The following is a 24,137-nucleotide window of genomic DNA, read 5'->3' on the forward strand; positions in this document are numbered from 1 at the left end:
CGGCCGGGCGTCCGAAACGCTAACCTTGCCACCCGCACACACAGCTTCATCAGAGCGCGACGCATGACCACCGCCCAGCCCACGCCCTCCCAGCTCGACGCCATTCCCCGTGACCGACTGCCGGCGCTGCTGCGCGCCATGCCCAAGGCCGAGCTGCACATCCACATCGAGGGCTCGCTCGAACCCGAGTTGATCTTCGCGCTGGCACAACGCAACGGGGTGGCATTGCCCTACGCGAGCGTCGAGGCCCTGCGCGCGGCCTACGCCTTCACCGACCTGCAGAGCTTTCTCGACATCTACTACGCGGGCGCGAGCGTGCTGTTGAAAGAAGAAGACTTCTTCGACATGGCGATGGCCTACTTTCGCCGCGCGGCCGACGACCACGTGGTGCACGCCGAACTCTTCTTCGACCCGCAGACGCACACCGAGCGCGGCGTGCCCATCGAAACCGTCATGCGCGGATTGAAGCGGGCGCAAGACGAGGCCGAGCGCTCGCTGGGCATCACGAGCCAGCTCATCCTGTGCTTCTTGCGCCACCTGAGCGAAGAGGCTGCGTTCGAGACGCTCGAACAGGCCCTGCCTCACCGGGCGCTCTTCAGCGGTGTGGGCCTGGACAGCAGCGAGCGTGGCCACCCGCCCGAGAAATTCGCGCGGGTGTTCGCCCGCTGCCGCGAACTGGGCCTGCACCTCGTGGCCCATGCGGGCGAAGAGGGGCCGCCCGAATACATCTGGAGCGCACTCGATGTGCTGAAGGTCGAACGCATCGACCACGGCGTGCGCTGCGTCGAAGACCCGGCCCTGGTGGCGCGCCTGGCCGCCGAGCGCGTGCCGCTCACGGTGTGCCCGCTGTCGAACGTCAAGCTGTGTGTGTACGAGCAGCTTGGCGACCACAGCCTGCACCGCCTGCTCGACGCGGGCCTGTGCGCGACCGTCAACTCCGACGATCCGGCCTACTTCGGCGGCTACATCAACCAGAACTTCGTCGAAACCTTCGCCGCGCTGCCACAGCTGGGCGCCCGCCACGCCTACCAGCTGGCCCGCAACAGCTTCGAGGCCAGCTTCGCGCCCACTGCCGATCGGCAGCGATGGCAGCGCGAGCTGGATGCGACCTTCGCCTCCTACGCATGAACACGTAGACGAATCGTCATCTTCCCCGGGAAGAATCGAAAGCGACTCGCCGACGCCTCTTGTCGGCGATGTCCTACAAGAGCGCGCCTCGCCCGACGCTATGGTGCGCGCACGGTCATCAGAACCGCCCCCTGCCCCTGTGAGCCGCACGCCAGGGATCCGCGTGCCTCAACTCCGACTTCCTCATGTTCGACAACATACGCGCCGACCTCCGGTCCTACCAAGGCAAATGGTGGGAGCAAGGCTTTTGGGTCATGCTCGTCTACCGCTTCGGACGGTGGCGCTACGGCGTGCGCCCGGTGGTGCTGCGCAAGGCGTTCTCGCTGCTCTACAAGATCTCGCACAAGCTGATCCAGATCGTCACCGGCATCGACCTGCCGTGTGAAGTCGTGGTGGGCCGCAATTTCGTGATCGACCACTTCGGCGGGGTCATCATCAGCGGCTACACGCGCTTTGGCGACAACTGCCGCATCCGCAATGGCGTGTGCATTGGCCTGAGGCGTGTCGAAGACCCCTGTGCGCCGGTCATCGGCAACAACGTCGACATCGGCGCGGGCGCCAAGCTGCTCGGCGCGATCACCATCGGTGACCACGTGATGATCGGCGCCAATGCGGTGGTCATCACCGATGTGCCACCCCATTCGGTCGCCATGGGTGTGCCGGCGGTCATTCGGCCCCGACGTGACCGTGCCGCCTCGTCCGACTTTGCCGACCCGCCGTTCGACTTTGCGCGCCATCACCTCGACCAGGACTCGCTCGCGCAAGTGCTTGCCGCCGAAGAGCGCGAGGCCGCGGCCGAACCTCAGTTCGCACGCGAAAACGGCCGCAGCGGCAAGCGTGAGGGCGGCCGCGACAGCAGCCGCAGCGCGATGCCCGAAGCTCAGCGCGGCGCGCCTGCCTCGAACCAGCGCTTCAGCGACTCGCGTTCCCCCTCGGTCATCTGAGTCGCGTTGTTGAGTGGCATGGCCCTCAGCACCACCACCTGCTGGTAGACGGCCTGGGCCTGATCAGCCAAGGCCTCGGCGGTGTGCAGCTTCACGTTCTTTTGCGCCACGGCGTCGTTGTGGCACATGGCGCAGCGCTGAACCACCACCTGCTGCACCTCGGCAAAGCGCGGCACGGGCGGCGCCTCGGCCGTTGAGGCCGGCGGCGCGGCTGGTCGCTGCCAGACGATCACCCCCAGCAGCACCAACGCGCCCGCGACGGCATAGCGCCACGGCACGGGCCGGCCTTGCGCCAGCGCGCCATGGCGCAGCACGAACGACTGGCGAATCAAGGCACCCGCCAGCATCACCAGCACCAGCAGCAGCCAGTTGTGCTCGGCGCCATAGAGCCCGCTGTAATGGTTGCTGACCATGGCGAAGACAACGGGCAGCGTGAAGTAGGTGTTGTGCACGCTGCGCTGCTTGCCACGCTTGCCATGCAGCGGGTCCACCGGCTGGCCAGCGCGCAAGGCCGCCACCACTTTGCGTTGGCCGGGGATGATCCAGAAGAACACGTTGGCGCTCATCGCGGTGGCCAGCATCGCCCCCACCAGCAAGAAGGCCGCACGCCCCGCGAACAACTCGCACGACAGCCACGACGCGAACACGACGAAGGCGAACACCAAGGCTCCGACGACCCGGTCGCAGTGGCGGCGCTGCCCGAAGACGCGGCAGATGCCGTCGTACACCGCCCAGAACACGACCAGAAAGCCGAGCGACGCCGCAATGGCCGCAGTCGGCGACCAGTCGAGCCGCGACTTGTCGATCAGGAAGCTGCCCGCGTTGAAGAGGTACAGCACCACGAAGAGCGCGAAGCCCGTGAGCCAGGTCGAGTAGCTCTGCCACATCGACCAGTGCAGGTGCTCGGGCAGGCGTGCGGGCGAGACCGGGTACTTCTGCGCGTGATAGAAGCCGCCGCCGTGCACCGACCACAGCTCGCCCCCGACGCCCTTGGCGCGGTCGTTCTCGTCGGCCGGGGGCACGAGGCTGTTGTCGAGCCCGACGAAGTAGAACGACGATCCGATCCACGCGATGGCGGTGATCACATGCGCCCAGCGCAGCAGCAGGTTGAGCCAGTCGAGCAGGTAGGGGTCCATGGATTTCGGTCTTCTTCGAATGTCATCGATGCCGTCATGGGGGCATGACGAACCTGCGAACCCAACGCGCTGGCCGGATCAGCTCCCCCGGTAGGTCGAGTACGCCCAGGGGCTGGCGAGCAAGGGCACGTGGTAGTGCTGCAAGGGGTTGGCCAGGCCAAAGTCGATCGGCACGGCCTCGATGAAGGGCGGCTCGGGCAGCGCGACCCCGCGCGCACGGAAGTACGCCGCCACCTCGAACACCAGGCGGTAGGTGCCGCAGGCGAAGTTGCTGTCGTCCAGCAGCGGCCCGTCGGCACGGCCATCGTGGTTCAACGCGAGCTGCTTGAGCAGCACCGGCGGCGCGTCGCGGGGCATGCGGTACAGCGCGACCAGCATGCCAGCGGCCGGGCAGCCGTTCATCGTGTCGAGCACGTGGGTGGTCAGTCGGCCCATGGGCGTCCTTTCTGCAGAGGTCGGTGGCGCGCGGCTTGCAAGGCGAGGCAAAGTGTATACAGTCGTGCGGACCAGACGATGCGCCGAAGCGGCTTGCCCGCCGGGCCTGGTCGCACCGGACGCAGCCGCCCTGCCCTCTTGCCGTGGTCTCTATGCCCCGAGCCGAACGCACAGCCCATGCCAGTCCTGCGCGCAGCCCGCGCGCCAAGCCGCGTGCACGCTCCCGCGCCCCCCACAAGGCCGAGGCGCTGCAGGCAGTGGCCGAGGTCGAGGCCACCGAACCGCACAGCGCCACGCAGCGCATCGTCGAGGCCATCACCGCCGCCATCGTCGAGCGCCGCCTGATGCCCGGCACCAAGCTCGTCGAGCAGAAGATCGCCGACATCTTCGCCGTCTCGCGCACCATCGTGCGGCAGGCGCTGCACCAATTGAGCCGCGACAAGCTCGTGACGCTCGAACCCGCACGCGGCGCCCGGGTGGCGCAGCCCAGCATCGAAGAAGCCCGCGAGGTCTTCGAGGTGCGGCACATGCTCGAAGCCGCGATGGTCAGGCGCGCGGCGGCCGAGCTGGGCGCGGCCGACATCGCCGCGCTGCGCGCCCACCTGCGTGACGAGGCCGCCGCCGTGCACCGAACCGATGTGCCCGGCCGGACACGCTTGCTGGCCGACTTTCACGTGGTGTTGGCGCGCATGCTGGGCAACCAGACGCTCGCCTGCCTGCTGAACGACCTGCTCTCGCGCAGCTCGCTGATCGCGCTGATGTACCAGTCGGCCCACTCGGCCGAGCAAAGCGCCGCTGAGCACGTGGCCATCGTCGATGCGCTAGAACGCCGAGACACCCGCGCCGCCGTCAAGCTGATGGCCGAACACCTGAACCACGTCGAACGCAACCTGCGCCTGCACCCCCGCGAACCCGATCTCGAATCGGTGCTGCGCGCTGCCTGAGACCTGCCACCATGACGATGCCCCCCAACTACCCGCGCGACCTCGTCGGCTACGGCCGCAACCCGCCGCACCCGCGCTGGCCCGGCGGCGCGCGCGTCGCGGTGCAGTTCGTGCTGAACTACGAAGAGGGCGGCGAGAACTGCGTGCTGCACGGCGACGCGACCTCCGAGACCTTCCTGTCCGAGATCATCGGCGCGGCCGCCTATGAGGCGCGGCACCTGAGCATGGAGTCGATCTACGAGTACGGCTCGCGCGCCGGCGTGTGGCGGCTGCTGCGCGAGTTCGAAACGCGCGGCCTGCCGCTCACGGTGTTCGGCGTGGCGATGGCCCTGCAGCGCCACCCCGAGTTGACGCAGGCCTTCCTCGACGGCGGCCACGAGATCGCCAGCCACGGCTGGCGCTGGATTCACCACCAGCACATGGACGAAGCCACCGAGCGCCAGCACATCGCCACGGCCACGCAGATCATCCGCGAGATGACCGACGGCCAGTGGCCCCTGGGCTGGTACACCGGCCGCGACAGCCCCAACACCAAGCGGCTGGTGATCGAAGAAGGCGGCTACGAATACGACGCCGACTACTACGGCGACGACCTGCCCTTCTACATGCCGGTCGCACGCAGCGATGGCCGCGTGGTGCAGCAGTTGATCGTGCCCTACACGCTCGACACCAACGACATGCGCTTCGCCGCGCCACAGGGATTCAACAGCGGCGAGCAGTTCTTCCAGTACCTGAAAGACGCGTTCGACGTGCTGTACGCCGAGGGCGACCCGCAGGGCCTGGACCAACCCAAGATGCTGAGCATCGGCATGCACTGCCGCCTGCTCGGGCGGCCCGGCCGCCTGCGCGCGCTGCAGCGCTTTCTGGACCACCTGCAGGCGCACCCGCAGGTGTGGGTGTGCCGCCGCATCGACATCGCGCGGCATTGGCGCGAGCACTTCCCGGCGCCATGAGCCTGACGCTCGCGCAACTCAACGCCGCCGGTGCCGACGAGGCGCTGGCACGGCTCGACGGCGTCTATGAACACTCGCCGTGGATCGCTCAGGCCGCGCTCGCCCAGCGGCCGTTCAAGACGCTGGCCCACCTGAAGCGCGCGATGGTCGAAGCCGTGCGCGGCGCTTCGCCAGACGCGCAACTCGCCCTGCTGCGCGCCCACCCCGAACTCGCGGGCAAGCTGGCCATCGCCGGGCAGCTGACGGCCGAGTCCACGAGCGAACAACAACGTGCCGGCCTGCAAGCCTGCACACCCGAAGAGTTCGCCACGCTGCACGCACTGAACGCTCAGTACCGCGAGCGCTTCGGTTGGCCTTTCATCGTGGCCGTGCGCGGGCCGCGCGGCACGGGCCTGAGCCGTGCACAGATCATCGACACGCTGCAGCGCCGCCTGCAGCACCCGGCCGACATCGAACGCGCCGAGTGCCTGCGCAACGTGCACCGCATCGCCGAACTGCGCTTGAACGACAAGTTCGGCATCGCCCCCAGCCAGGGCGAACAGGTCTGGGACTGGGCCGAGGCCCTGGCCGTGCACAGCGACCCGGGTTTTGCCGAGCTGGGCCAGCTCACCGTCACCTACCTCACCGACGCCCACCGCGCGTGCGCCGCGCAGTTGCAGCGCTGGATGCACAGCTGCGGCTTCGACGAGGTGGGCCTCGACGCGGTGGGCAACGTGGTCGGCCTGTACCACGGCAGCGACCCGGCGGCGAAGCGCCTGATGACCGGCAGCCACTACGACACCGTGCGCAACGGCGGCAAGTACGACGGGCGCCTGGGCATCTTCGTGCCCATGGCCGCCGTGCAGGCCCTGCATGCGAAGGGCCAGCGCCTGCCCTTCGGCATCGAGCTCATCGCCTTCGCCGAAGAAGAGGGCCAGCGCTACCCCGCCACCTTTCTCGGCTCAGGCGCGGTGATCGGCCAGTTCGACCCGCGCTGGCTCGACCAGGCCGATGCCGACGGCACGCCGATGCGCGAGGCCATGCGCCAGGCCGGGCTGAACCCCGACGACATCGCCACGCTGGCGCGCGATGCGGCGCGCTACCTCGGCTTCGTCGAGGTGCACATCGAACAGGGCCCGGTGCTCGACGCGCTCGACCTGCCGCTGGGCGTGGTCACGTCGATCAACGGCAGCGTGCGCCATGTGGGCGAGGTGCTCGGCATGGCCAGCCACGCCGGCACCACGCCGATGGGCACGCGGCGCGACGCCGCCACCGCGGTGGCCGAACTGGCGCTGTTTCTCGAACGCCGCGCCGCCGCCGCGCCCGACCTCGTCGGCACGATGGGTGTGATGGCCGTGCCGGCCGGCTCGATCAACGTGGTGCCGGGTCGCTGCCAGTTCAGCCTCGACATCCGCTCGACCACCGACGCCGTGCGCGACGCCTGCGTGGCCGACGTGTTGGCCGAGCTGGGCGAGATCGCCGCACGGCGCGGCGTGTCGTACTCGCTCCTTGAGACCGTGCGCGCTTCGGCCGCGCCGTGCGACGTCGGTCTGCGCACGCGCTGGGAACGCGCCGTCGAATCGCTGGGCCTGCCCGTGCACCGCCTGCCCAGCGGTGCCGGGCACGACGCGATGAAGCTGTTTGAGGCGATGCCGCAGGCCATGCTCTTCGTGCGCGGCGGCAACGCGGGCATCAGCCACAACCCGCTGGAGACCATCACCGCCGACGATGCGCAGCTGTGCGTGGATGCGTTCATGCATCTGCTGACGCAGTGGGCGGAGGACTGAGCGATGCCTCGGTCTCTTCAACGCCAAGGCGCCAAGAACGCAAAGGTCGCCAAGACAAAACCTTTGTCTGCCCTTTCTTTGCGTTCTTTGCACCTTGGCGTCTTTGCGTTGAACCTCCTGCCCGACCACTCATGACACCCCACGATCAAATCGACACCTGGATCGACCAGCACTTCGACGACGAGGTGCGGTTTCTGCAAGCCCTGGTGCAGGTGCCCACCGACACGCCGCCGGGCAACAACGCGCCGCACGCCGAACGCACGGCCGAGTTGCTGCGCGCCTTCGGCTACACGGCCGAGCAGCACCCCGTGCCGCAAGCCGAGGTCGAAGCCGCCGGCCTGCAATCCATCACCAACCTGATCGTTCGCCGCCACTTCGGCGAAGGCGGCCCCACCCTCGCACTCAACGCGCACGGCGACGTGGTGCCACCCGGCGAAGGGTGGACGCACGCGCCCTACGGCGGCGAGGTCGTCGATGGCAAGCTCTACGGCCGCGCTTCGGCGGTGAGCAAGAGCGACTTCGCCACCTACACCTTTGCACTGCGCGCGCTCGAATCGCTGGGCGCATCGCTGAAAGGCAGCGTCGAACTGCACTTCACCTACGACGAAGAGTTCGGCGGCGAGCTGGGCCCGGGCTGGTTGCTCAAGCACGGTCTGACGAAGCCCGACCTGTTGATCGCCGCCGGCTTTGGTTACCAGGTGGTCACCGCGCACAACGGCTGCCTGCAGCTCGAAGTGACGGTGCACGGCAAGATGGCGCATGCGGCCATCCCGCACACCGGCGTCGATGCGCTGCAGGGCGCGGTCGCCATCCTCAACGCGCTGTACCGGCAGAACGCGCTGTACCAGCAGGTGTGCTCCACGGTCGAAGGCATCACGCACCCGTACCTCAATGTGGGGCGCATCGAAGGCGGCACGAACACCAATGTGGTGCCGGGCAAGGTCGTCTTGAAGCTCGACCGCCGCATGATCCCGGAAGAAGACCCGGCCGAGGTCGAAGCCGACGTGCGCCGGGTGATCGACCACGCGGCCCAGGGCGTGACCGGCATCACGGTGGACGTGCGGCGCCTCTTGCTCGCGCGGGCGCTGAAGCCGCTGCCCGGCAACCGCCCGCTGGTCGAGGCCTTGCAACGCCACGGCGAAGCGGTGTTCGGCGAGCCGCTGCCCACGTCGGGTACACCGCTGTATACCGATGTGCGCCTGTATTGTGAACAGGGCATCCCGGCCGTGATCTACGGCGCGGGGCCGCGCACGGTGTTCGAGTCGAACGCCAAGCGCGCCGACGAGCACCTGGTGCTCGACGACCTGCGCCGCGCGACCAAGGTGGTGGCGCGCACGCTGTTCGACCTGCTGCGCTGACGGCGCACGCTCGCAGCGAAGCGAGCATGGATATTGCTGACGACGGGGCATCGCCTTGTCGTCTGCGGAGACCCCATGTTCGTTCGTTCGATGTTCGCCCTGGCCGTGTGCGCCGGCCTTCTGTTCAGTGCCCCGGCGCGGGCGCAAGAGACGCCGGTGAAGTTTCAGCTCGACTGGCGCTTCGAAGGCCCGGCCGCGCTCTTTCTCGTGCCCGCCGCCAAGGGCTACTTCAAGACTGAAAAGCTCAACGTCACCATCGACGCCGGCAGCGGCTCGGGCGGCACCGTCACGCGGGTGGCTTCGGGCACCTATGACATCGGCTTCGCCGACCTCGCCGCGTTGATGGAGTTTCATGCCAACAACCCCACCGCGCCGAACAAGCCGGTCGCGGTGATGATGGTCTACAACAACACGCCGGCCGCAGTGCTGGCGCTGAAGAAGTCGGGCATCAAGACGCCCGCCGACCTGGCCGGCAAGAAGCTCGGCGCCCCGGTCTTCGACGCGGGCCGCAAGGCCTGGCCCATCTTCGCCAAGGCCAACAACATCGGCAGCGTCAACTGGACCGCGATGGACCCGCCGCTGCGCGAGACCATGCTCGTGCGCGGCGACGTGGACGCCATCACCGGCTTCTCGTTCACCTCGCTGCTCAACCTCGAAGCCCGCGGCGTGAAGGCCGAAGACGTGGTGGTTCTGCCTTACCCGCAACACGGCGTGAAGCTCTACGGCAACGCGATCATCGTGTCGGACAAGTTCTTGAAAGAGAACCCGGCGGCTGTGAAGGCGTTTCTGCGCGCGTTCACGAAAGGCGTGAAAGACGTGATCGCCGACCCCAAGGCCGCCATCGCCAGCGTGAAGGCCCGCGACGGCATCATCAACGAAGCCCTCGAAGAGCGCCGACTGAAGCTGGCGTTGGATGCGACCGTGCTGACACCCGATGCCAAGGCCGATGGCTTCGGTGCCGTCAACGACGGCCGATTGAGCCTGATGGCGAGCCAGGTGTCGGATGCGTATGCAACGAAGGAGCGGGTGAATGCAGCGGCGGTGTGGAGCGCCGCGCATTTGCCAACAGCCGAAGACAGAAACATCTTCAAGTCCACGAAGAAGTGAGGCCTGCGCATGTCCCGGCGCCGACTCCCGCCCTGCGATTCACCCATCCACATCGCCCGGCGCTTCGACAGGCTCCGTGCGAACGGCCGGGGTGGGCCCACCTCTTGTTTCCAGCCCGAAGGCTGTTGATGCTGACGGAGCCCCCATGCCCCCGTTCGTAGATTTCTCCAACGTCTGGCTCGCCTACAACGACGAGCTGCTCACGAAGCAGCAATTCGCCGTCGAAGACATCTCGATGCAGGTCGAGCGCGGCGAGTTCATCGCCATCGTCGGCCCTTCGGGTTGCGGCAAGTCCACCTTCATGAAGCTCGCCACCGGCCTCAAGAGGCCCTCGAAGGGCCACATCGTGATCGACGGCCGCGAGGTCAGCGGCCCGCTCAAGATCACCGGCATGGCGTTTCAGAGTTCGTCGCTGCTGCCCTGGCGCACCACGCTGCAAAACGTGCTGCTGCCGCTCGAAATCGTCGAGCCGCACCGCTCGCGCTTTCGCAGCCACCGCGCCGAGTACGAAGCCAAGGGCCGCCGGCTGCTGCAAAGCGTCGGCCTCGGCGGCTACGAAGACAAGTTTCCGTGGCAGCTCTCGGGCGGCATGCAGCAGCGCGCGTCGATCTGCCGTGCACTGATCCACGAGCCCAAGATGCTGCTGCTCGACGAGCCCTTCGGCGCGCTCGATGCCTTCACGCGCGAAGAGCTGTGGTGCATCTTGCGCGACCTGTGGACGGCGCAGCGCTTCAACGTCATCCTCGTCACGCACGACCTGCGCGAGGCGGTGTTTCTCGCCGACACGGTGTACGTGATGAGCCGCAGCCCCGGGCGCATCCTCGTGCGCAAGACCATCGACCTGCCACGCCCGCGCGAGCTGGAGCTGACCTACACCAAGGCCTTCACCGACATCGTGCTCGAACTGCGCGAGCACATCGGTGCGATCCGCACGCCGCTCGCGGCAGCGGCCAACGTGGAGATCGCGCAATGAGTCCCCGGCAGATTGAGCGCGCTTCGCCCTGGGTGCTGCTCATCGCGGTGCTGCTGCTGTGGGAGCTGGTCTGCCGCGGCTTCAACGTCTCGGAGTTCATCTTCCCCACGCCCTCGCGCATCGCCTCGCAGCTTTGGGACTTCCGCGAGGTCATCGCAGGCCATGCCTGGCGCACCTTCTGGGTCACGATGGCCGGCTTTGCGATCGCCATCGTGGTGGGCGTGCTGCTGGGCTTTCTGATCGGCAGCTCGCGCCTGGCCTATGCGGCGATGTACCCGCTGATGACGGCCTTCAACGCGCTGCCCAAGGCGGCCTTCGTGCCCATCCTCGTGGTGTGGCTGGGCATCGGCGTGGGGCCGGCCATCCTGACGGCGTTCTTGATTTCATTCTTTCCGATCACGGTGAACATCGCCACGGGGCTGGCCACGCTCGAACCCGAGCTCGAAGACGTGCTGCGCGTGCTGGGCGCCAAACGCTGGGACGTGCTGGTGAAGGTCGGCCTGCCACGTTCGATGCCCTACTTCTACGGCTCGCTGAAGGTGGCGATCACGCTGGCCTTCGTGGGCACCACGGTGTCTGAAATGACGGCCGCCAACGAAGGCATCGGCTACCTGCTGATCTCGGCCGGCTCGTCGATGCAGATGGGCCTGGCCTTCGCCGGCCTGGTGGTGATCGGCGTGATGGCGATGGCGATGTACGAGCTGTTCGCCATCGTCGAGAAGCGCACCACGGGCTGGGCGCACCGCGGCAGCGGCGGTCACTGAGCGTTACCAGCTGCCCCTCGGCAGAGGGAACAGGCACCCCCGGCGGGCCGGCTATTCTTTGCCGCCCGTCACCCCGCCTCGCGGGTTGGCGCGTATCACGAACATGCGCCGCACTGGGGTGGCGCATTCACAAGAAAGATGCGCCCGTCATGACACTCGGCTCCCGCCTGCGCTTTGCGGCCTTCGGCCTCGCGCTGACCCTGTCCCTCGCGTCGTTCACCGCCCCGGCCGCACCGATGCCGGCGAGTGCCGTGCCCGAGCCGCTGAAACCCTGGGTGCCCTGGGTGATGCACGGGCAAGAGATGCTGGCCTGCCCGCCCGCGCACAACGACGCCAATGCCCGCGTGTGCGTGTGGCCCTCGTCGCTCGAACTGACGGTGGGCGCCCGGGGCGCGAGCTTTCGCCAAGAGGTGCAGGTGTTCGGTGCGCCGATGGCGGTCGAGCTGCCCGGCGAAGCCGCCACCTGGCCGCAAGACGTGCGCCTCAACGGCCAGCCCGCCGCCGTGCTCGAAACCAGCGGGCGCCCCAGCACGCGCCTGCCCGTGGGCCGCCACCTCATCACCGGCAGCATCGCCTGGGCCGAGCTGCCGTCCGACCTCAAGCTGCCGGCGGCCACCGGCGCCTTGCGCCTCGTGATCGACGGCACCGAGACCGCACGCGCGCCCGACGCGCAGGGCCGCTTGTGGCTGCGCCAGCAGGCCGCCGCCGACGAGCCCGCGCAAGGCGGCGACGCGCTCACGCTGCGCACCGCGCGGCTGGTGGACGACGACATCCCGATGCGCGTGGTCACGCACTACGAGCTGGCCGTGTCGGGCAAGCCGCGCGAGGTGCAGATCGACGCCGCCCTGCTGCCGGGCTTCGTTGCCGAGTCGCTCGACAGCGCGCTGCCCGTGCGCCTGCAAGACAACGGGCAGCTGAAGGTGCAGGTGCGCCCGGGCACGTGGACGGTCACCGTGCGCGGCCGCCACATGAAGCCGCTGGCCGCGCTCACGCTGCCGGCGGCCGCCACGGGCGGTGAAGAAACCTGGTCGCTCGTCGCGCACAACGAGCTGCGCACGCTCAGCGTCGAAGGCCTGCCGCAGATCGACCCCAAGCAAGTGCCCATGCCCGACGGCTGGCGCGCCCACCCGGCCTACCGCGTGAAGGCGGGCGAAACGCTCAAGCTCAACGAACTGCAGCGCGGCAACCCGCAGCCCCACCCCGACAAGCTGAGCCTGGTGCGCGACATCTGGCTCGACTTCGACGGCGGCGGCTACACCGTGCGCGACCGCATCGGCGGCAGCCTCTCGCGCTCATGGCGCATCGAGATGACGCCGCCCGGTGCGCCCGGCCGCGTGGCCGTCAACGGCGAAGACCAACCCGTCACGCGCCTGGCCGACAACGGCCCGGCCGGCGTCGAGGTGCGCCAGGGCGACGCACGCATCCTGGCCGAAAGCCGCATCGAAGGCCGTGTGCGCCAACTGCCCGCTGCCGGCTGGCTGATGGACTTCAACACCGCCCGCGCGCAACTCAACCTGCCGCCCGGCTGGAAGCTCATGCACGCCGGCGGCGTGGACGTGGCCGAAGGCGCGTGGGTCGCCCGCTGGACGCTGTGGGACTTCTTCTTCGTGCTGCTCGCCGCGCTGGCCGGCGGCCGGCTGGTCGGCTGGCGCGGTGGTGCGCTGCTGGGCGCGGCCCTGGTGCTGACCTGGCACATGCCCGGCGCACCCGACGTGCTGTGGCTCGTGCTACTGGCCTTCTGCACGCTGGTGAAGGTGCTGCCCGAAGGCAAGCTGCTGCGCGTCAGCCGCTTCGGCCGCAACGCCACCGCGGTGCTGATGGCCCTGGTGCTCGTGCCCTATGCGGTGCAGCAGGTGCGCCTGTCGCTGTACCCCTCGCTCGAATACCCGGCCAGCGCCTACGGCGCGAAGAACGACTTCGACGACACCGCCGAGATGCCGGTTGCCGCGCCCGCCCCGGCCGTCGAAAGCCAGATGTCCGAAGCGGCCGATGCGGTGCGCCAACGCATGCCTTCGCCGTCGAAGGCGCTCTCGAAGGCGCAGTCGCAGGGCAAGCTCTACGGCATCGACCCCAAGGCCAAGGTGCAGACCGGCCCCGGCCTGCCCAACCGCCAATGGGCGCAGCACGACCTGCGCTGGCAGGGCCCGGTCGAACGCTCGCAGGCGATGAACCTGGTGCTGCTGCCCCCGGCCGGCACCGTGGCGCTGCGGCTCGTGGGCCTGGCCCTCGCGGTGGCGGCGCTGTTCGCCCTGCTCGGCGGGCCCGGCGCGTGGCGCACGTGGCGGCGCGGCAGCCCGCCGCCGGCACCGACAGACGCCGGCTTGGCGTCCTCACCCACCCCCGCCCCCGCTGCAGCCGCACTGTTGGCCGGCGTGTTGTTGATTGCGCTGCACGCGCCCACGCCCGCCTGGGCCAGCCCGCCGCTGCCCGAGGGTGGCGATGCGCAGCGCATGGCCCCGCCCGCGCCCCCGCAGCCCGACCTGCTGAACGAACTGCGCACACGCCTCACGGCCCCGCCCGACTGCCTGCCGCAGTGCGCCGACGTGGCCCGCCTGCTAGTCGTGGCCGAAGGCTCGCACATCCAGCTGCGGCTCGACGTGCACACGCAGGCGCAGGTGATGCTGCCGCTGCCGGGCCAGGGCGCGCAGTGGCGCCCCACGCGCATCACGGTCAACGGCCAGCCCGCTGCGCTGCGGCGTGACGAGAGCGGCGCGCTGTGGGCCGTGGTGCCGGCCGGCGTCCACCAGGTGGTGCTCGACGGCAGCGTGGGCGACGCCGCCAGCGTCGAGATCGCCCTGCCCCTGCCGGTGCGCGAGCTGAAGGCACAGACCACCGGCTGGACGCTCGCCGGCCTCGACGCACGCGGCCTGGCCTCGGGCGCACTGAGCCTGTCGCGCAACCTCGCGCCGGTGGCCTCGCCGCGCACGGCCGACCGCAGCGACCGGGGCACGCAGCGCGACGCGCTGCCGCCCTTCTTGCGCGTCGAGCGCACCCTCAGCCTCGGCCTGCGCTGGACGGTCGAGACCCGCATCGAGCGCGTCGGCCCGAGCCGGGTGCCGGCGCAGGCGCGCATTCGCCTGCTCGACGGCGAAGCGGTCAACGACGAGTCGGTGCGCGTCGAAGACGGCCACGCGATCGTGCAACTCGGTGCGGCCGATGCGGCGCAGTTCGTCAGCATCCTCAAAGAAGCGCCGCAGCTGCGACTGAACGCCGCCCCCGAGCCGAACCAGGTCGAGGTGTGGACGCTCGACGCCTCGCCGCAGTGGCGCGTCACGCACACCGGCATCGCCCCGGTGCAGCACCAGCAAGACGGCCGCTGGCAACCGCGCTGGCAGCCCTGGCCCGGCGAGTCGGTGCAGGTCGCCGTGCAGCGCCCCGCCGGCGTGGCCGGTGAAACGCTCACGCTCGATGAAGTGCACACGCGCTACACCCCCGGGCAACGCGCCACCGAGGTCAGCAACGAATTGAACCTGCGCGCCAGCGAAGGCCGCAACCACCGCCTCACGCTGCCCGAAGGCGCCGAGCTGATGGGCGTGTGGATCGACGGGCAATCGCAGTCGGTGCAGGCGCAGGGGCGTGCGGTGTCGATCCCCATCGCGCCGGGCGCGCACCGCGTGCAGGTCGATTGGCGCGAGCCGCGTGGCACGAGCGGCTTCTTCAAGACCCAGCGCATCGACCTCGGCGCCCCTGGCGTCAACGACACCCTCGAAGTGCAGGTGCCGCGCAACCGCGTCGTGCTCGCGATGGGCGGCCCGCGCGTCGGCCCGGCGGTGCTGTTCTGGGGCGTGCTGGCGGTGGTCGCGTTGCTGGCCGTCGGCCTCGGCCGCACGCGGCTCACGCCGCTGCGCTTCGGCGCGTGGCTGCTGCTGGGCGTGGGCCTCGCGCAGGCCTCGCTGATGGGCGCGGCGGTGGTGGTGGGCTGGTTCTTTGCGATGGCCGCCCGCGGCTGCGTCGGCCAGCGCCTGTCACCGCGTGTGTTCGACCTGATGCAGATCGGCCTGGCCCTGTGGACCTTCGTCGCGGCGATGGTGCTGCTCAACACCGTGCGCGTGGGGCTGCTGGCCTTTCCCGACTTGCTCATCACCGGCAATGGCTCGAACGCCTTCCAGCTCAACTGGTACGACGACCGCATCGAAGGCGGCGTCACCGAACAGGCCTGGGTGCTCAGCGCGCCGGTGTGGGCCTATCGCCTGCTGATGCTGGCCTGGGCGCTGTGGCTCGCGTTCTCGCTGCTGAAGTGGATCCGCTGGGCCTGGGACCACTTCAGTGGCGGTGGGTACTGGCAAACGTGGCGCAAGCCGCGCCCGGTGGCGGCCGCTGCGACCCCAGCGACACCGGCACCCAACGCCCCGCCGGCGAGTTGATGCGCCCGCGCCTTCTGTGGGCAACCGTCGCGAGCGGTGTGGCGCTGCTGGCGCTGCCCGTCAGCGCACACGCCGACGGCTTCTCGGGGCCAATCGACTGGGCCGAGGTGCTGCGCGTGCTGCTGCCCATCGCCGCGTCGGCCTTGCTGATGTATGCGCTGTTCGTCGTCGCGGCCTGCGGGTTCGGGGCGCTGCACCTGGCGCTGCTCTTCTTCGCCGCGCGGGCCCTCGTGAAGCGAAACTTTCGCAGCCGGGGCTTGCGGTATGCCGCGCTGGCGCTCGTGCTCGCCTACCTGGCGCTGTGGCTGTGGGTGCGAAGCAGCGTCACCGCGTGAGCCGGGGGCCGGGCCTGCCTCAGCGCGACAGCGCGGCCACGCACAGCCGCTCCATCTCGGCGGCCCAGCGCTCCATGCCGCGCTCGTCCAGCCCCACCAGCATCGCGTAGCGCCGGCCGCCCCACACGGCCAGGTGCAGGGCTTCGACGGTGGCCGGCGAGGGCCGCGAGGGCAGGTCGTCGCACGCGTCGAACACGCGCTGCCACATGGCCATCAGCTCTTCGTGGGCGCGGCGCTGGTGCTTGGGCTCGGCCACCTGGGGTTCGAGCGCCTGCATCTCGGGGTGAAACCACGCCAGGCCCGAGCGGTCCACGCCGCAGGCGATCTGGATGAGCCGGTGCACCCGCTCTTGCCACGCCAGCCCCGCCGGCTGCGTGGCCTGCTCGTCCACCGCGCGCATCAGCGACTCCATGCAGTGCCGCACATAGCCCGAGTGCAGCGCGATCTTGCTCGGGAAGTAGTCGTACAGCGTGCCCACCGCGATGCCCGCTTCGAGCGCCACCGCGCGCGTGGTGAGCTTGGCCCAGCCGTCGCGCTGCCAAATCCGAACAAACGCGTCGAAGACGGCCTGCACAGTCGCCTTGGCACGCGCCTGCGTCGGCCGCTTCAAGGGCTTGGCCTTGGCAGCAACGCGGGGGACGGCGGCTTTGCGTGGGGGCGATGGCGACATGGGTGAATCCGAACCCGTTCAGGGCATCAGCGGCCTACAGTTTCGCCACCTTGCGAGCCCTGCGGCCCGCAGCGTTCCACAAGCGACAACGAAGGAGCACCGCCATGACCGTTCTGACCCAACTGCAAACCGACAAGTCCCACCTGGGCCGCACCCGCGTGGTGACGGCGCCACTGCCCGAGCTGAAGCCCGGCGAAGCGCTGTTGAAGATCGACCGCCTAGCGGTGACGTCCAACAATATCACCTACGCCGCGTTCGGCGAGGTGCCGCACCTGCGCTACTGGCACTTCTACCCGACGCAGGCCGAAGGCTTCGGCCACATGCCCGCCTGGGGCTTCGCCGAGATCGTCTCGACCACGGTCGAAGGCCTCGCGGTCGGCGAGCGCTTCTACGGCTTCTGGCCCATCGCCAGCCACGTGGTGATGCAACCCGTGCGCGTGAGCGAACGCGGTTTCTACGACGGCACCCCGCACCGCCTGGAGCTGACCTCGGCCTACAACCAGTACCAGCGCGTCACCACCGACGCCGCCTACCGCGCGAAAGACGAAGACTTCCAGGCCCTGCTGCGCCCGCTGTTCATCACCTCGTTCATGCTGGCCGACTTTCTTGAAGACAACAGCTTCTTCGGCGCCACGCAGATCGTCGTGTCCAGCGCGTCGAGCAAGACGGCCTACGGCACGGTCTTCAACTTCCAGGACCTCAAGAACGTCAGCCTCGTCGGCGTCACCTCGAAGGGCAACAAGGCCTTCGTTGACAGCCTGGGCTGCTACCAGCGCAGCGTGACCTACGACGAGATCGAATCGCTCGACGCGAACACGCCCACGCTGTACGTCGATTTCTCGGGCGACGCCAAGCTGCGCGGCCGCGTGCACAACCACTTCGGCAGCAAGCTCGTGCACAGCTGCTACGCCGGCTCGGCCCAGTCGCACGACCACCTGAGCAAAGACACGCAGGCCCTGCCCGGCCCGAAGCCGCAGCCCTACTTCGCGCCGTACCAGATCAAGAAGCGCAACTCCGACTGGGGCGCGGCCGAAGTCACCCGCAAGTTCAACGAAGCCCAGCTCGCGTTCATCCGCCGCGTGAGCGACGCCGAGAAGCCCTGGATGGTCGTGAAAGAACACGTCGGCTTCGCCGCCGCGCAAGACTGGATCGCCAACCTGGTGGACGGCCGCATCGACCCGCTCGAAGGCCACGTGGTGGTGCTGCGCTGAACGACTGAAGCCGCATGCGCTGCCGGTGAGGCACGGGGTGTGCATGGGGGGCCAGCACCCCTCTACACTGCCCCGTTCTTCACCGACGCGATTGCCCATGGCTTGGCACGGCCACCTTCAACTGCGCTACACCCGCGACGCCGATCGCACCACCGCCCGCGACACCCACACCGGGCCGCTGCGCATCCTGCAAAGCCTGTACCCCGAAGGGCCGGGCATCTGCCACAACGTGATCGTGCACCCGCCCGCCGGCCTGGCCGGCGGCGACCAGCTGCGCATCGACGCCTCGCTTGAGGCCGGCACGCACGCGCTCATCACCACCCCGGGCGCGACCCGCTTCTACAAGACCAACGGCCAGCAGGCCCGCCAGACCGCCGTGGTGAACGTGGCCGACGGCGCACGCCTCGAATGGCTGCCGCTCGAGACCATCGCCTACCGGCGCGTCTGGGCCGAGAACCACCTGCGCTTCGAACTGCAGCCCGGCGCCGAGATGATCGGCTGGGACGTGCTCGCCCTCGGCCTGCCCGCCAGCGGTGAAGCCTTCGACGCAGGCCGCTTCACCCAGACCATCGACCTGCCCGGCGTGTGGCTCGAACGCGGCACCGTCGATGGCCTGCACGACCGCGCCCTGCTCGACTCACCCCTCGGTTGGGCCGGCCATCGCGCCCTGGCCACGATGTGGTTCGCCGGCGGCACCGCCCTCACCCGCGACCGCCGCGACGCCCTGCTCGACAGCGCCCGCGAGGTGATGCACGCACACCCGTTGAACGCCACCGCCGGCGCCACGTCACCGCATGCCGAGGTGGTGGTGGTGCGGGCCTTGGCGCACCGGGCCGAGCCGGCGATGAATTTGCTGTCGGCTGTTTGGCAGCGGTGGCGGCAGCAGGCTTGGGGCTTGGCGGGAAGTGCGCCGAGGGTGTGGCGGACGTGATGGGATCAGGCCCGCGATCCGCCCAAGAGAGCTTGTGACGACTCCCAGGATTGACTCTCTTCCCGCCGACATCCCTCGCTCGTGAAGGATCGGCGTCAAGTAGGCTAGCTAACAGTAAGCATGGATCAGCGAGATACGCCCTTGACGCAACCACATGACCCGAATCTCCACGATGCAGTCAGCCGACTTCTTGATGAGGCCGAGGCTCTCGAGGACCTGGAAGGCGCAATGCCGCTCTACGAACGCGCCCTGGCTCTCGACGCCAATCATGCCGCGACTCACTACAACATCGGCCTGGTCTACAAGTACCGTGGGGCCTGGGTGGAGTCGCTGCACCACAACCGCCGCGCTTCGGACCTCAAGCCCGATGACGAGGCGGCCAACTGGAACATGGGCATTGCTGCGACAGCGCTGCGCGATTGGGCTGCGGCGCGCGAGGCTTGGCGCCGCGTCGGAATCCAGATCACGGAGGGCGAGGGTCCGATCAATGAAGACTTCGGCATGACACCGGTTCGCTTGAACCCAGACGACAACGGTGAGGTTGTATGGGGCAGGCGCATCGACCCCGTGCGCGTCGTTCTCGGGAACATCCCCTACCCGTCGTCTGGATTCAGAGCCGGTGACGTGGTGCTGCACGATGGCGCCCCGGTCGGCGAACGGCGGCACAACGGTCGCACCTACTCGGTTTTCAACGTTCTGGAGTTGTTTGAGGCGTCCGCCAACAGCACCTATGAAGCAGAGGTGCGCCCACGCGACGCCGACGATCTCGGCGCGCTGATCACCGTACTCGACACTGCGCAGATCGACCACGAGGTTTGGACAACCAATGTCCGCACTTTGTGCAAGCAATGCAGCGAGGGGACGCCGCACGACCACGTCGGCGAGGACGACCAGGCACCTGCTTGGCCGGACACTCACATCATTGGCATCAGCACGACATCACCTGACTCCGTGAGGCAGGTACTCGAGCGCTGGAGCGGCAAAGGGAACGGCCTTTTGAATCGGCTTGCTGGCAAAAACGGCAGCGACCGCCTGCTGCGCTTTGAGTGCGTGCTGGCAGGGACTGCCGTGCACTGACCCTTTCAGGCGAGCGTCTACCTTCGGCCAACAGCCGTCGGTCACGAGCGGCCGCAGCCATTCCTGACTAGCCTAGCCCAACACTCTTCGCGGCCTTCACAATTATCAGCAGCATCAATATAGGGTTCGCCATGCCGATCAAAACCGTCTCCGAAGATCTGTTCAGGTATGTCATGAAGGACATTGCAGGCGTTCGGTTCGAAGCATTCGCCAAACTTGTCTTTGCCGCGGTGTACGGCGAGCAGTTTGTTCCTCTCGGAGGGATACACGATGGCGGCGCTGATGGCGTGATGTCGGCCTATGTTCAAGAGGTCCGGGGAAAGGCAACTACCTTCATCCAGTTTTCGGCCACCGACGATTCGAAGGCCGAGGGAAAGATCAAGGACACGATCGCCGCGCTGAAGAAGGTTGGACGGAACCCACTGCAGCTGATCTACGCGACAAGCGAGGCGCTACCGAAGGCAGACCTGATCGTTTCCGACGCGTTTGAGCGTGATTCGGTGCTTGTTCAGGTGCGCGATTACGAGCGGCTCAAAGGCTATGTGAACTCAAACGTGGAAGTCAATGAGGCGTTCTATCGCACTTTTGCCGAGGAGATCTCGGAGTTGGCAACTGCGTCGAAACTTACGCTGCCGGCAGTGAGTGAGTACGCAAATGATCCGACCGTCTATGTCTTCTTGGATCACGAGCTTCGAGATAGATTTTCCCGCGACAAACTTAATAATCGCGTACTCGATGCTCTCATTTACTGGGCGCTACGCGAGACCGATCCAGATAGGGGTATTCGCCTGAAACGGGGCGAAATATCAACACGCATTTGCGAAATATTTCCTGCCGCCAAATCTGTCTTACTGCCAAACCTTGATAACCGACTGCAAGAACTGAGTAAAAAGGACGCCGCGGGGGCCGAGCGGCTGCGCCAGTATAGAGTAGACGACAGCTTCTGCCTGCCTTTTGAAATGAGAAGGACTCTCGCGGCGGAAGCCGCGGAGATCGATGGCCGGCAAGCGCGGTTCCGAGAGGGTTTAGCCGCCAGACTTGCTGATGAAACAAAAAGTCGCCTAACACCCGCAGTTTCTCGCGACTGCATAGAGCTGGTGTTTTTGACGGTTCATCTCTACTTTATAGACCAAGGCGTAGTTCTAGCTGCCTTCCTCGAGGGGCACCTCGAAAATATTCAGTTCTCAGACCAGATCGTGGAAGACACGATGGTCAAGGCGCTTTCGAAAATCGAGCACCGCGGAAGAATCAGTCCAGTACTCTTTGGCGCGTGCATGGCTGTACTTCGTGGAATCTTCTATCGAACTACGGGGACGGAACGCGAGTACCTGGCCTATCTCTCGCGAACGTCCTGTCTATTGGTTACGATGCAATCTGCGCCAAAGCTGCTGGAATATCTAAACAAGATGGGCGGCAACTTCCGCCTCCTGGTCGGCAGCGACATGCTTGTCAAGGCGCTTTCAGAACAATATGTCGAGACCGAGTTTAAACAGGTTTCGAACATGCTACTAATATGCAAACAGCTCGGCGCCGAACTCATTTTGACCGAGCCCGTACTGCAGGAGGTTTTCACTCACCTGCATGCGGCAGACCTGGAATTCGAAAATCACTACCTTAAGCAGGAAATATACCTCAAAGCCGACCAAATCGCGGAATGTAATCGCATTTTGATCAGGGCCTATTTGCATGCAAACAGAACAGGCCTTGGACCTAAGAGTTGGCGGAGTTATATCAATAACATCACAGACCCACAAGGATTGCGCGGGAAATCAGTTTCCGCTCGAAACTCTTTAAGAGGCCTTCTCGTGCAGCGATTTGGAATGATTTATATGTCCACCGAAGAGCTTGAGAGCACAGTGCCCGCTCCGAAGGTCGCTGCGCTGGCTGAGCGACTTGGCAATGAGCGCGGCTGGGCGAAACATCCCGAACTCTCGAAGAACGACGCACTTATGGTCTATGCCACTTATGCACAACGTAGAATCCACAAGGAAGTCGGCATTTATGATGGTTTTGGCTTCCGAACTTGGTGGCTTACGAAGGAAACCCACATACTAACCATGACGGGCGAGCTTGTAAGGGATCAAGGCGGTGTTCCATACATCATGCGTCCCGAGTTCATTCTCAATTTCGTCGCGCTCGCACCGAAAGCCGCCGATGTTAGGCAGTCGTTCTCTGACTTTCTACCAACGACTGCCGGGCTTCAGTTGGGGCGCTATTTGGACGACTCGGTTATGCACTCAATGCTTGAACAGGTGGAGGAATGGTCCGAGATGCCTCCCGAGCGGGTGACCATGGTATTAGGTGAAAAGCTCAACAAGCTAACTCATGACCGCTACAAACAATATGTTCATAACTTTAACAGCATAGATCAGTAATACACGATTTCGCTGCCCTCAAGTCGCCGACGCCGTCGCGGCGAGATCACTCGACGCTGCGCTCAACTCGTTGAGGGAAAATGATGGGCTGCCGAAGCGCCAGGTATTCGAAGGTTAATCTGGCATGACCTATGACAGGAATGGGTCGAATGCAGTCCCACATGAGTTTCAGAAGCGCTTCTCCAGACTGCCCATCGTCACCGAAACTGCCCCCCGCCGTCACCACCCCCTAAGCGACCATCGACCCCGCGACCAGCCCGAAGAACTGCGCAGGCGTTGCCGCCGCTGACGCGAGCCAGTAGCCCACGGTGAAAACGACCATCACCAGCACAGAGGCCGAACATCTTGCCGAAGCCTTGCGAGGCGAAGTACCGCGTCAGGCTGAGCCCGAAGAACGAGAAGGTCGCCCCGCGATCTGCAGCTAGCTGCGGGCGTGCACGAGCACCTGTTCGTCGCTAGTGAGGAGGCGCGGTGGGTCGCCACAGCGACTGAAACAGCGACACCCTCGAGCGCTCCGACGCACAAGATGTGGAGATTGGCTAGCGAGGCGCCTCAAGTCTGGCGGACGCAGGGGCCGGCCCGAGCACGCGAGAAAAACTTGCGACGGCAGCCAATCCGAAGCGCCGCGTGCTCACTTCACCCTGATCACCACCTTGCCCTTCGCTCGCCCCGACTCAACCCGTGCGAGCGCCTCGTTGGTCGCATCGAAGGGGAAGACCTGGTCGATCACCGGGCGGATGGCGCCTTGGTCGATCAGGCGGGCGATCTCTTGCAACTGGGCGCCGTTTGGCTTCATGAAGAGAAAGGTGTAGCCCAGGCCGCGGCTGCGCGCGCGCCGGCGCACGCCGGCGCTGAGAAGCCGCACGACGAGCCGCACGAAGCCGGGCGCGGCGATGGCTTTGCCGAAGTCGGGGTCGGGCGGGCCTGAAATCGAGATGAGTCGGCCTCCGCGCTTGAGCACGCGAAGCGACTTGTCGAGCGTCTTGCCGTCCTGGCTGTGCAGCACCAGGTCTTGGTCGCGCAGGCGGTCTTCGAAGTCTTGCGAGGCGTAGTCGATGACGACATCTGCACCGAGCCCCTTCACGAGCGAGAGGCTGCTCGCCCCGGCCGTGGTGGCGACAGTGGCACCCAGGTGCTTGGCCAGCTGGATGGCGAAGCTGCCGACGCCCCCCGAGCCCGCCTGAATGAACACACGTTGCCCCTGGCCGAGGCCGCCCTTCTCGACCAGCGCCTGCCAGGCCGTCAAACCCACCAGGGGGATGGACGCGGCCTCTTCCATCGTGAGGGTGCGTGGCTTGTGCGCGAGCGACGCCTCTTTGACGGGCACCCGCTCGGCGAAGCTGCCGATGCGGAAATCATCGACGCGCGCGTAGACCTCGTCCCCGACGCGAAACCGGCTGGCTCGTGCGCCGAGCTTGACGACGACGCCGGCGACGTCATGCCCCAGCACGAGCGGCATTCGATACGGCAGGATGAGCTTGAACTCGCCGTCTCTGATCTTCGTGTCGAGCTGGTTGACACCGGCGGCATGGACCTCGACCAGCACCTCGTCGTCACGCAGGTTGGGCTCGGGCACCTCGGCCAAGCGCAAGGCGCGACCCTTGCCATAGCGGTCCAGTACGAAAGCCTTCATGCTCTCTCCTTGCAAGTCCGGGCTTCACCATGA

19 protein-coding genes are annotated in these 24,137 nt (G+C 67.0%); 15 read left to right on the forward strand and 4 right to left on the reverse strand.

The genetic code is table 11. The annotated features are described in order from the left end of the window. Window positions 1-63 precede the first annotated feature (63 nt). Window positions 64-1,128: an adenosine deaminase gene (locus AC1KAT_RS11030; protein ID WP_480325746.1), complete on the forward strand. Its 1,065-nt coding sequence runs from the start codon at window positions 64-66 to the stop codon at window positions 1,126-1,128. A 185-nt stretch (window positions 1,129-1,313) separates the two neighbouring features. Beyond that, window positions 1,314-2,072 carry a serine O-acetyltransferase gene (locus tag AC1KAT_RS11035; RefSeq protein WP_480325748.1) on the forward strand — a complete coding sequence of 253 codons (759 nt, stop codon included), beginning with the start codon at window positions 1,314-1,316 and terminating at the stop codon, window positions 2,070-2,072. On the opposite strand, the gene AC1KAT_RS11040 is transcribed toward AC1KAT_RS11035, so the two are convergent. After that, window positions 2,009-3,208: a urate hydroxylase PuuD gene (locus AC1KAT_RS11040; RefSeq protein WP_480325750.1), complete on the reverse strand. Its 1,200-nt coding sequence runs from the start codon at window positions 3,206-3,208 to the stop codon at window positions 2,009-2,011. The genes AC1KAT_RS11035 and AC1KAT_RS11040 overlap by 64 nt on opposite strands. A 78-nt stretch (window positions 3,209-3,286) precedes the next feature. After that, window positions 3,287-3,643: a hydroxyisourate hydrolase gene (gene uraH / locus AC1KAT_RS11045; protein ID WP_480325752.1), complete on the reverse strand. Its 357-nt coding sequence runs from the start codon at window positions 3,641-3,643 to the stop codon at window positions 3,287-3,289. A 152-nt stretch (window positions 3,644-3,795) separates the two neighbouring features. On the opposite strand from uraH, the gene AC1KAT_RS11050 reads away from it, so the two are divergent. The 9 genes from AC1KAT_RS11050 (at window position 3,796) to AC1KAT_RS11090 (ending at window position 16,207) form a co-directional block, all read left to right on the forward strand. After that, complete coding sequence (locus tag AC1KAT_RS11050) at window positions 3,796-4,587, forward strand: GntR family transcriptional regulator (protein WP_480325754.1); 792 nt, start codon at window positions 3,796-3,798, stop codon at window positions 4,585-4,587. A 17-nt stretch (window positions 4,588-4,604) separates the two neighbouring features. Next, a complete protein-coding gene (gene puuE, locus AC1KAT_RS11055; protein WP_480326545.1) occupies window positions 4,605-5,540 on the forward strand; it encodes an allantoinase PuuE in 936 nt (311 codons plus the stop codon). Further along, complete coding sequence (gene uraD, locus AC1KAT_RS11060) at window positions 5,537-7,306, forward strand: 2-oxo-4-hydroxy-4-carboxy-5-ureidoimidazoline decarboxylase (RefSeq protein ID WP_480325756.1); 1,770 nt, start codon at window positions 5,537-5,539, stop codon at window positions 7,304-7,306. Before puuE ends, uraD begins: the two co-directional genes overlap by 4 nt. 131 nt (window positions 7,307-7,437) lie before the next feature. Continuing rightward, window positions 7,438-8,664: a M20 family metallopeptidase gene (locus AC1KAT_RS11065; RefSeq protein ID WP_480325758.1), complete on the forward strand. Its 1,227-nt coding sequence runs from the start codon at window positions 7,438-7,440 to the stop codon at window positions 8,662-8,664. 90 nt (window positions 8,665-8,754) lie between these two features. Next, complete coding sequence (locus AC1KAT_RS11070; protein ID WP_480326547.1) at window positions 8,755-9,771, forward strand: ABC transporter substrate-binding protein; 1,017 nt, start codon at window positions 8,755-8,757, stop codon at window positions 9,769-9,771. 145 nt (window positions 9,772-9,916) lie between these two features. Then, window positions 9,917-10,744, forward strand: coding sequence for an ABC transporter ATP-binding protein (locus tag AC1KAT_RS11075; protein ID WP_480325760.1), 828 nt, complete (start codon window positions 9,917-9,919; stop codon window positions 10,742-10,744). Next, window positions 10,741-11,508, forward strand: coding sequence for an ABC transporter permease (locus AC1KAT_RS11080; RefSeq protein WP_480325762.1), 768 nt, complete (start codon window positions 10,741-10,743; stop codon window positions 11,506-11,508). Before AC1KAT_RS11075 ends, AC1KAT_RS11080 begins: the two co-directional genes overlap by 4 nt. Window positions 11,509-11,657: 149 nt before the next feature. After that, complete coding sequence (locus tag AC1KAT_RS11085; RefSeq protein ID WP_480325764.1) at window positions 11,658-15,872, forward strand: hypothetical protein; 4,215 nt, start codon at window positions 11,658-11,660, stop codon at window positions 15,870-15,872. Further along, entirely contained in the window at window positions 15,872-16,207 is a 336-nt protein-coding gene (locus tag AC1KAT_RS11090; protein ID WP_480325766.1) for a hypothetical protein, read from the forward strand. Before AC1KAT_RS11085 ends, AC1KAT_RS11090 begins: the two co-directional genes overlap by 1 nt. A gap of 19 nt (window positions 16,208-16,226) precedes the next feature. Here the strand turns inward: AC1KAT_RS11090 and AC1KAT_RS11095 are convergent, their stop codons facing one another. Continuing rightward, entirely contained in the window at window positions 16,227-16,877 is a 651-nt protein-coding gene (locus AC1KAT_RS11095; protein ID WP_480325768.1) for a TetR/AcrR family transcriptional regulator, read from the reverse strand. Between the two features lie 104 nt (window positions 16,878-16,981). On the opposite strand from AC1KAT_RS11095, the gene AC1KAT_RS11100 reads away from it, so the two are divergent. The 4 genes from AC1KAT_RS11100 to AC1KAT_RS11115 all read left to right on the forward strand — a co-directional run bounded on the left by AC1KAT_RS11100 (window position 16,982) and on the right by AC1KAT_RS11115 (window position 22,471). Then, a complete protein-coding gene (locus AC1KAT_RS11100; RefSeq protein WP_480325770.1) occupies window positions 16,982-18,088 on the forward strand; it encodes a DUF2855 family protein in 1,107 nt (368 codons plus the stop codon). 97 nt (window positions 18,089-18,185) lie between these two features. Continuing rightward, entirely contained in the window at window positions 18,186-19,019 is an 834-nt protein-coding gene (locus AC1KAT_RS11105) for an urease accessory protein UreD (protein ID WP_480325772.1), read from the forward strand. A 141-nt stretch (window positions 19,020-19,160) separates the two neighbouring features. Further along, the gene (locus AC1KAT_RS11110) at window positions 19,161-20,096 is read left to right on the forward strand and encodes a tetratricopeptide repeat protein (RefSeq protein WP_480325774.1); all 936 of its coding nucleotides are present in this window, start codon (window positions 19,161-19,163) and stop codon (window positions 20,094-20,096) included. A 131-nt stretch (window positions 20,097-20,227) separates the two neighbouring features. Further along, complete coding sequence (locus AC1KAT_RS11115; RefSeq protein ID WP_480325776.1) at window positions 20,228-22,471, forward strand: hypothetical protein; 2,244 nt, start codon at window positions 20,228-20,230, stop codon at window positions 22,469-22,471. A 631-nt stretch (window positions 22,472-23,102) separates the two neighbouring features. Here AC1KAT_RS11115 and AC1KAT_RS11120 read toward each other — a convergent pair. Beyond that, complete coding sequence (locus tag AC1KAT_RS11120; protein ID WP_480325778.1) at window positions 23,103-24,104, reverse strand: NADP-dependent oxidoreductase; 1,002 nt, start codon at window positions 24,102-24,104, stop codon at window positions 23,103-23,105. Window positions 24,105-24,137: the final 33 nt, after the last annotated feature.

The sequence above is a fragment of the Piscinibacter sp. PDB5-1 genome, assembly GCF_056676035.1.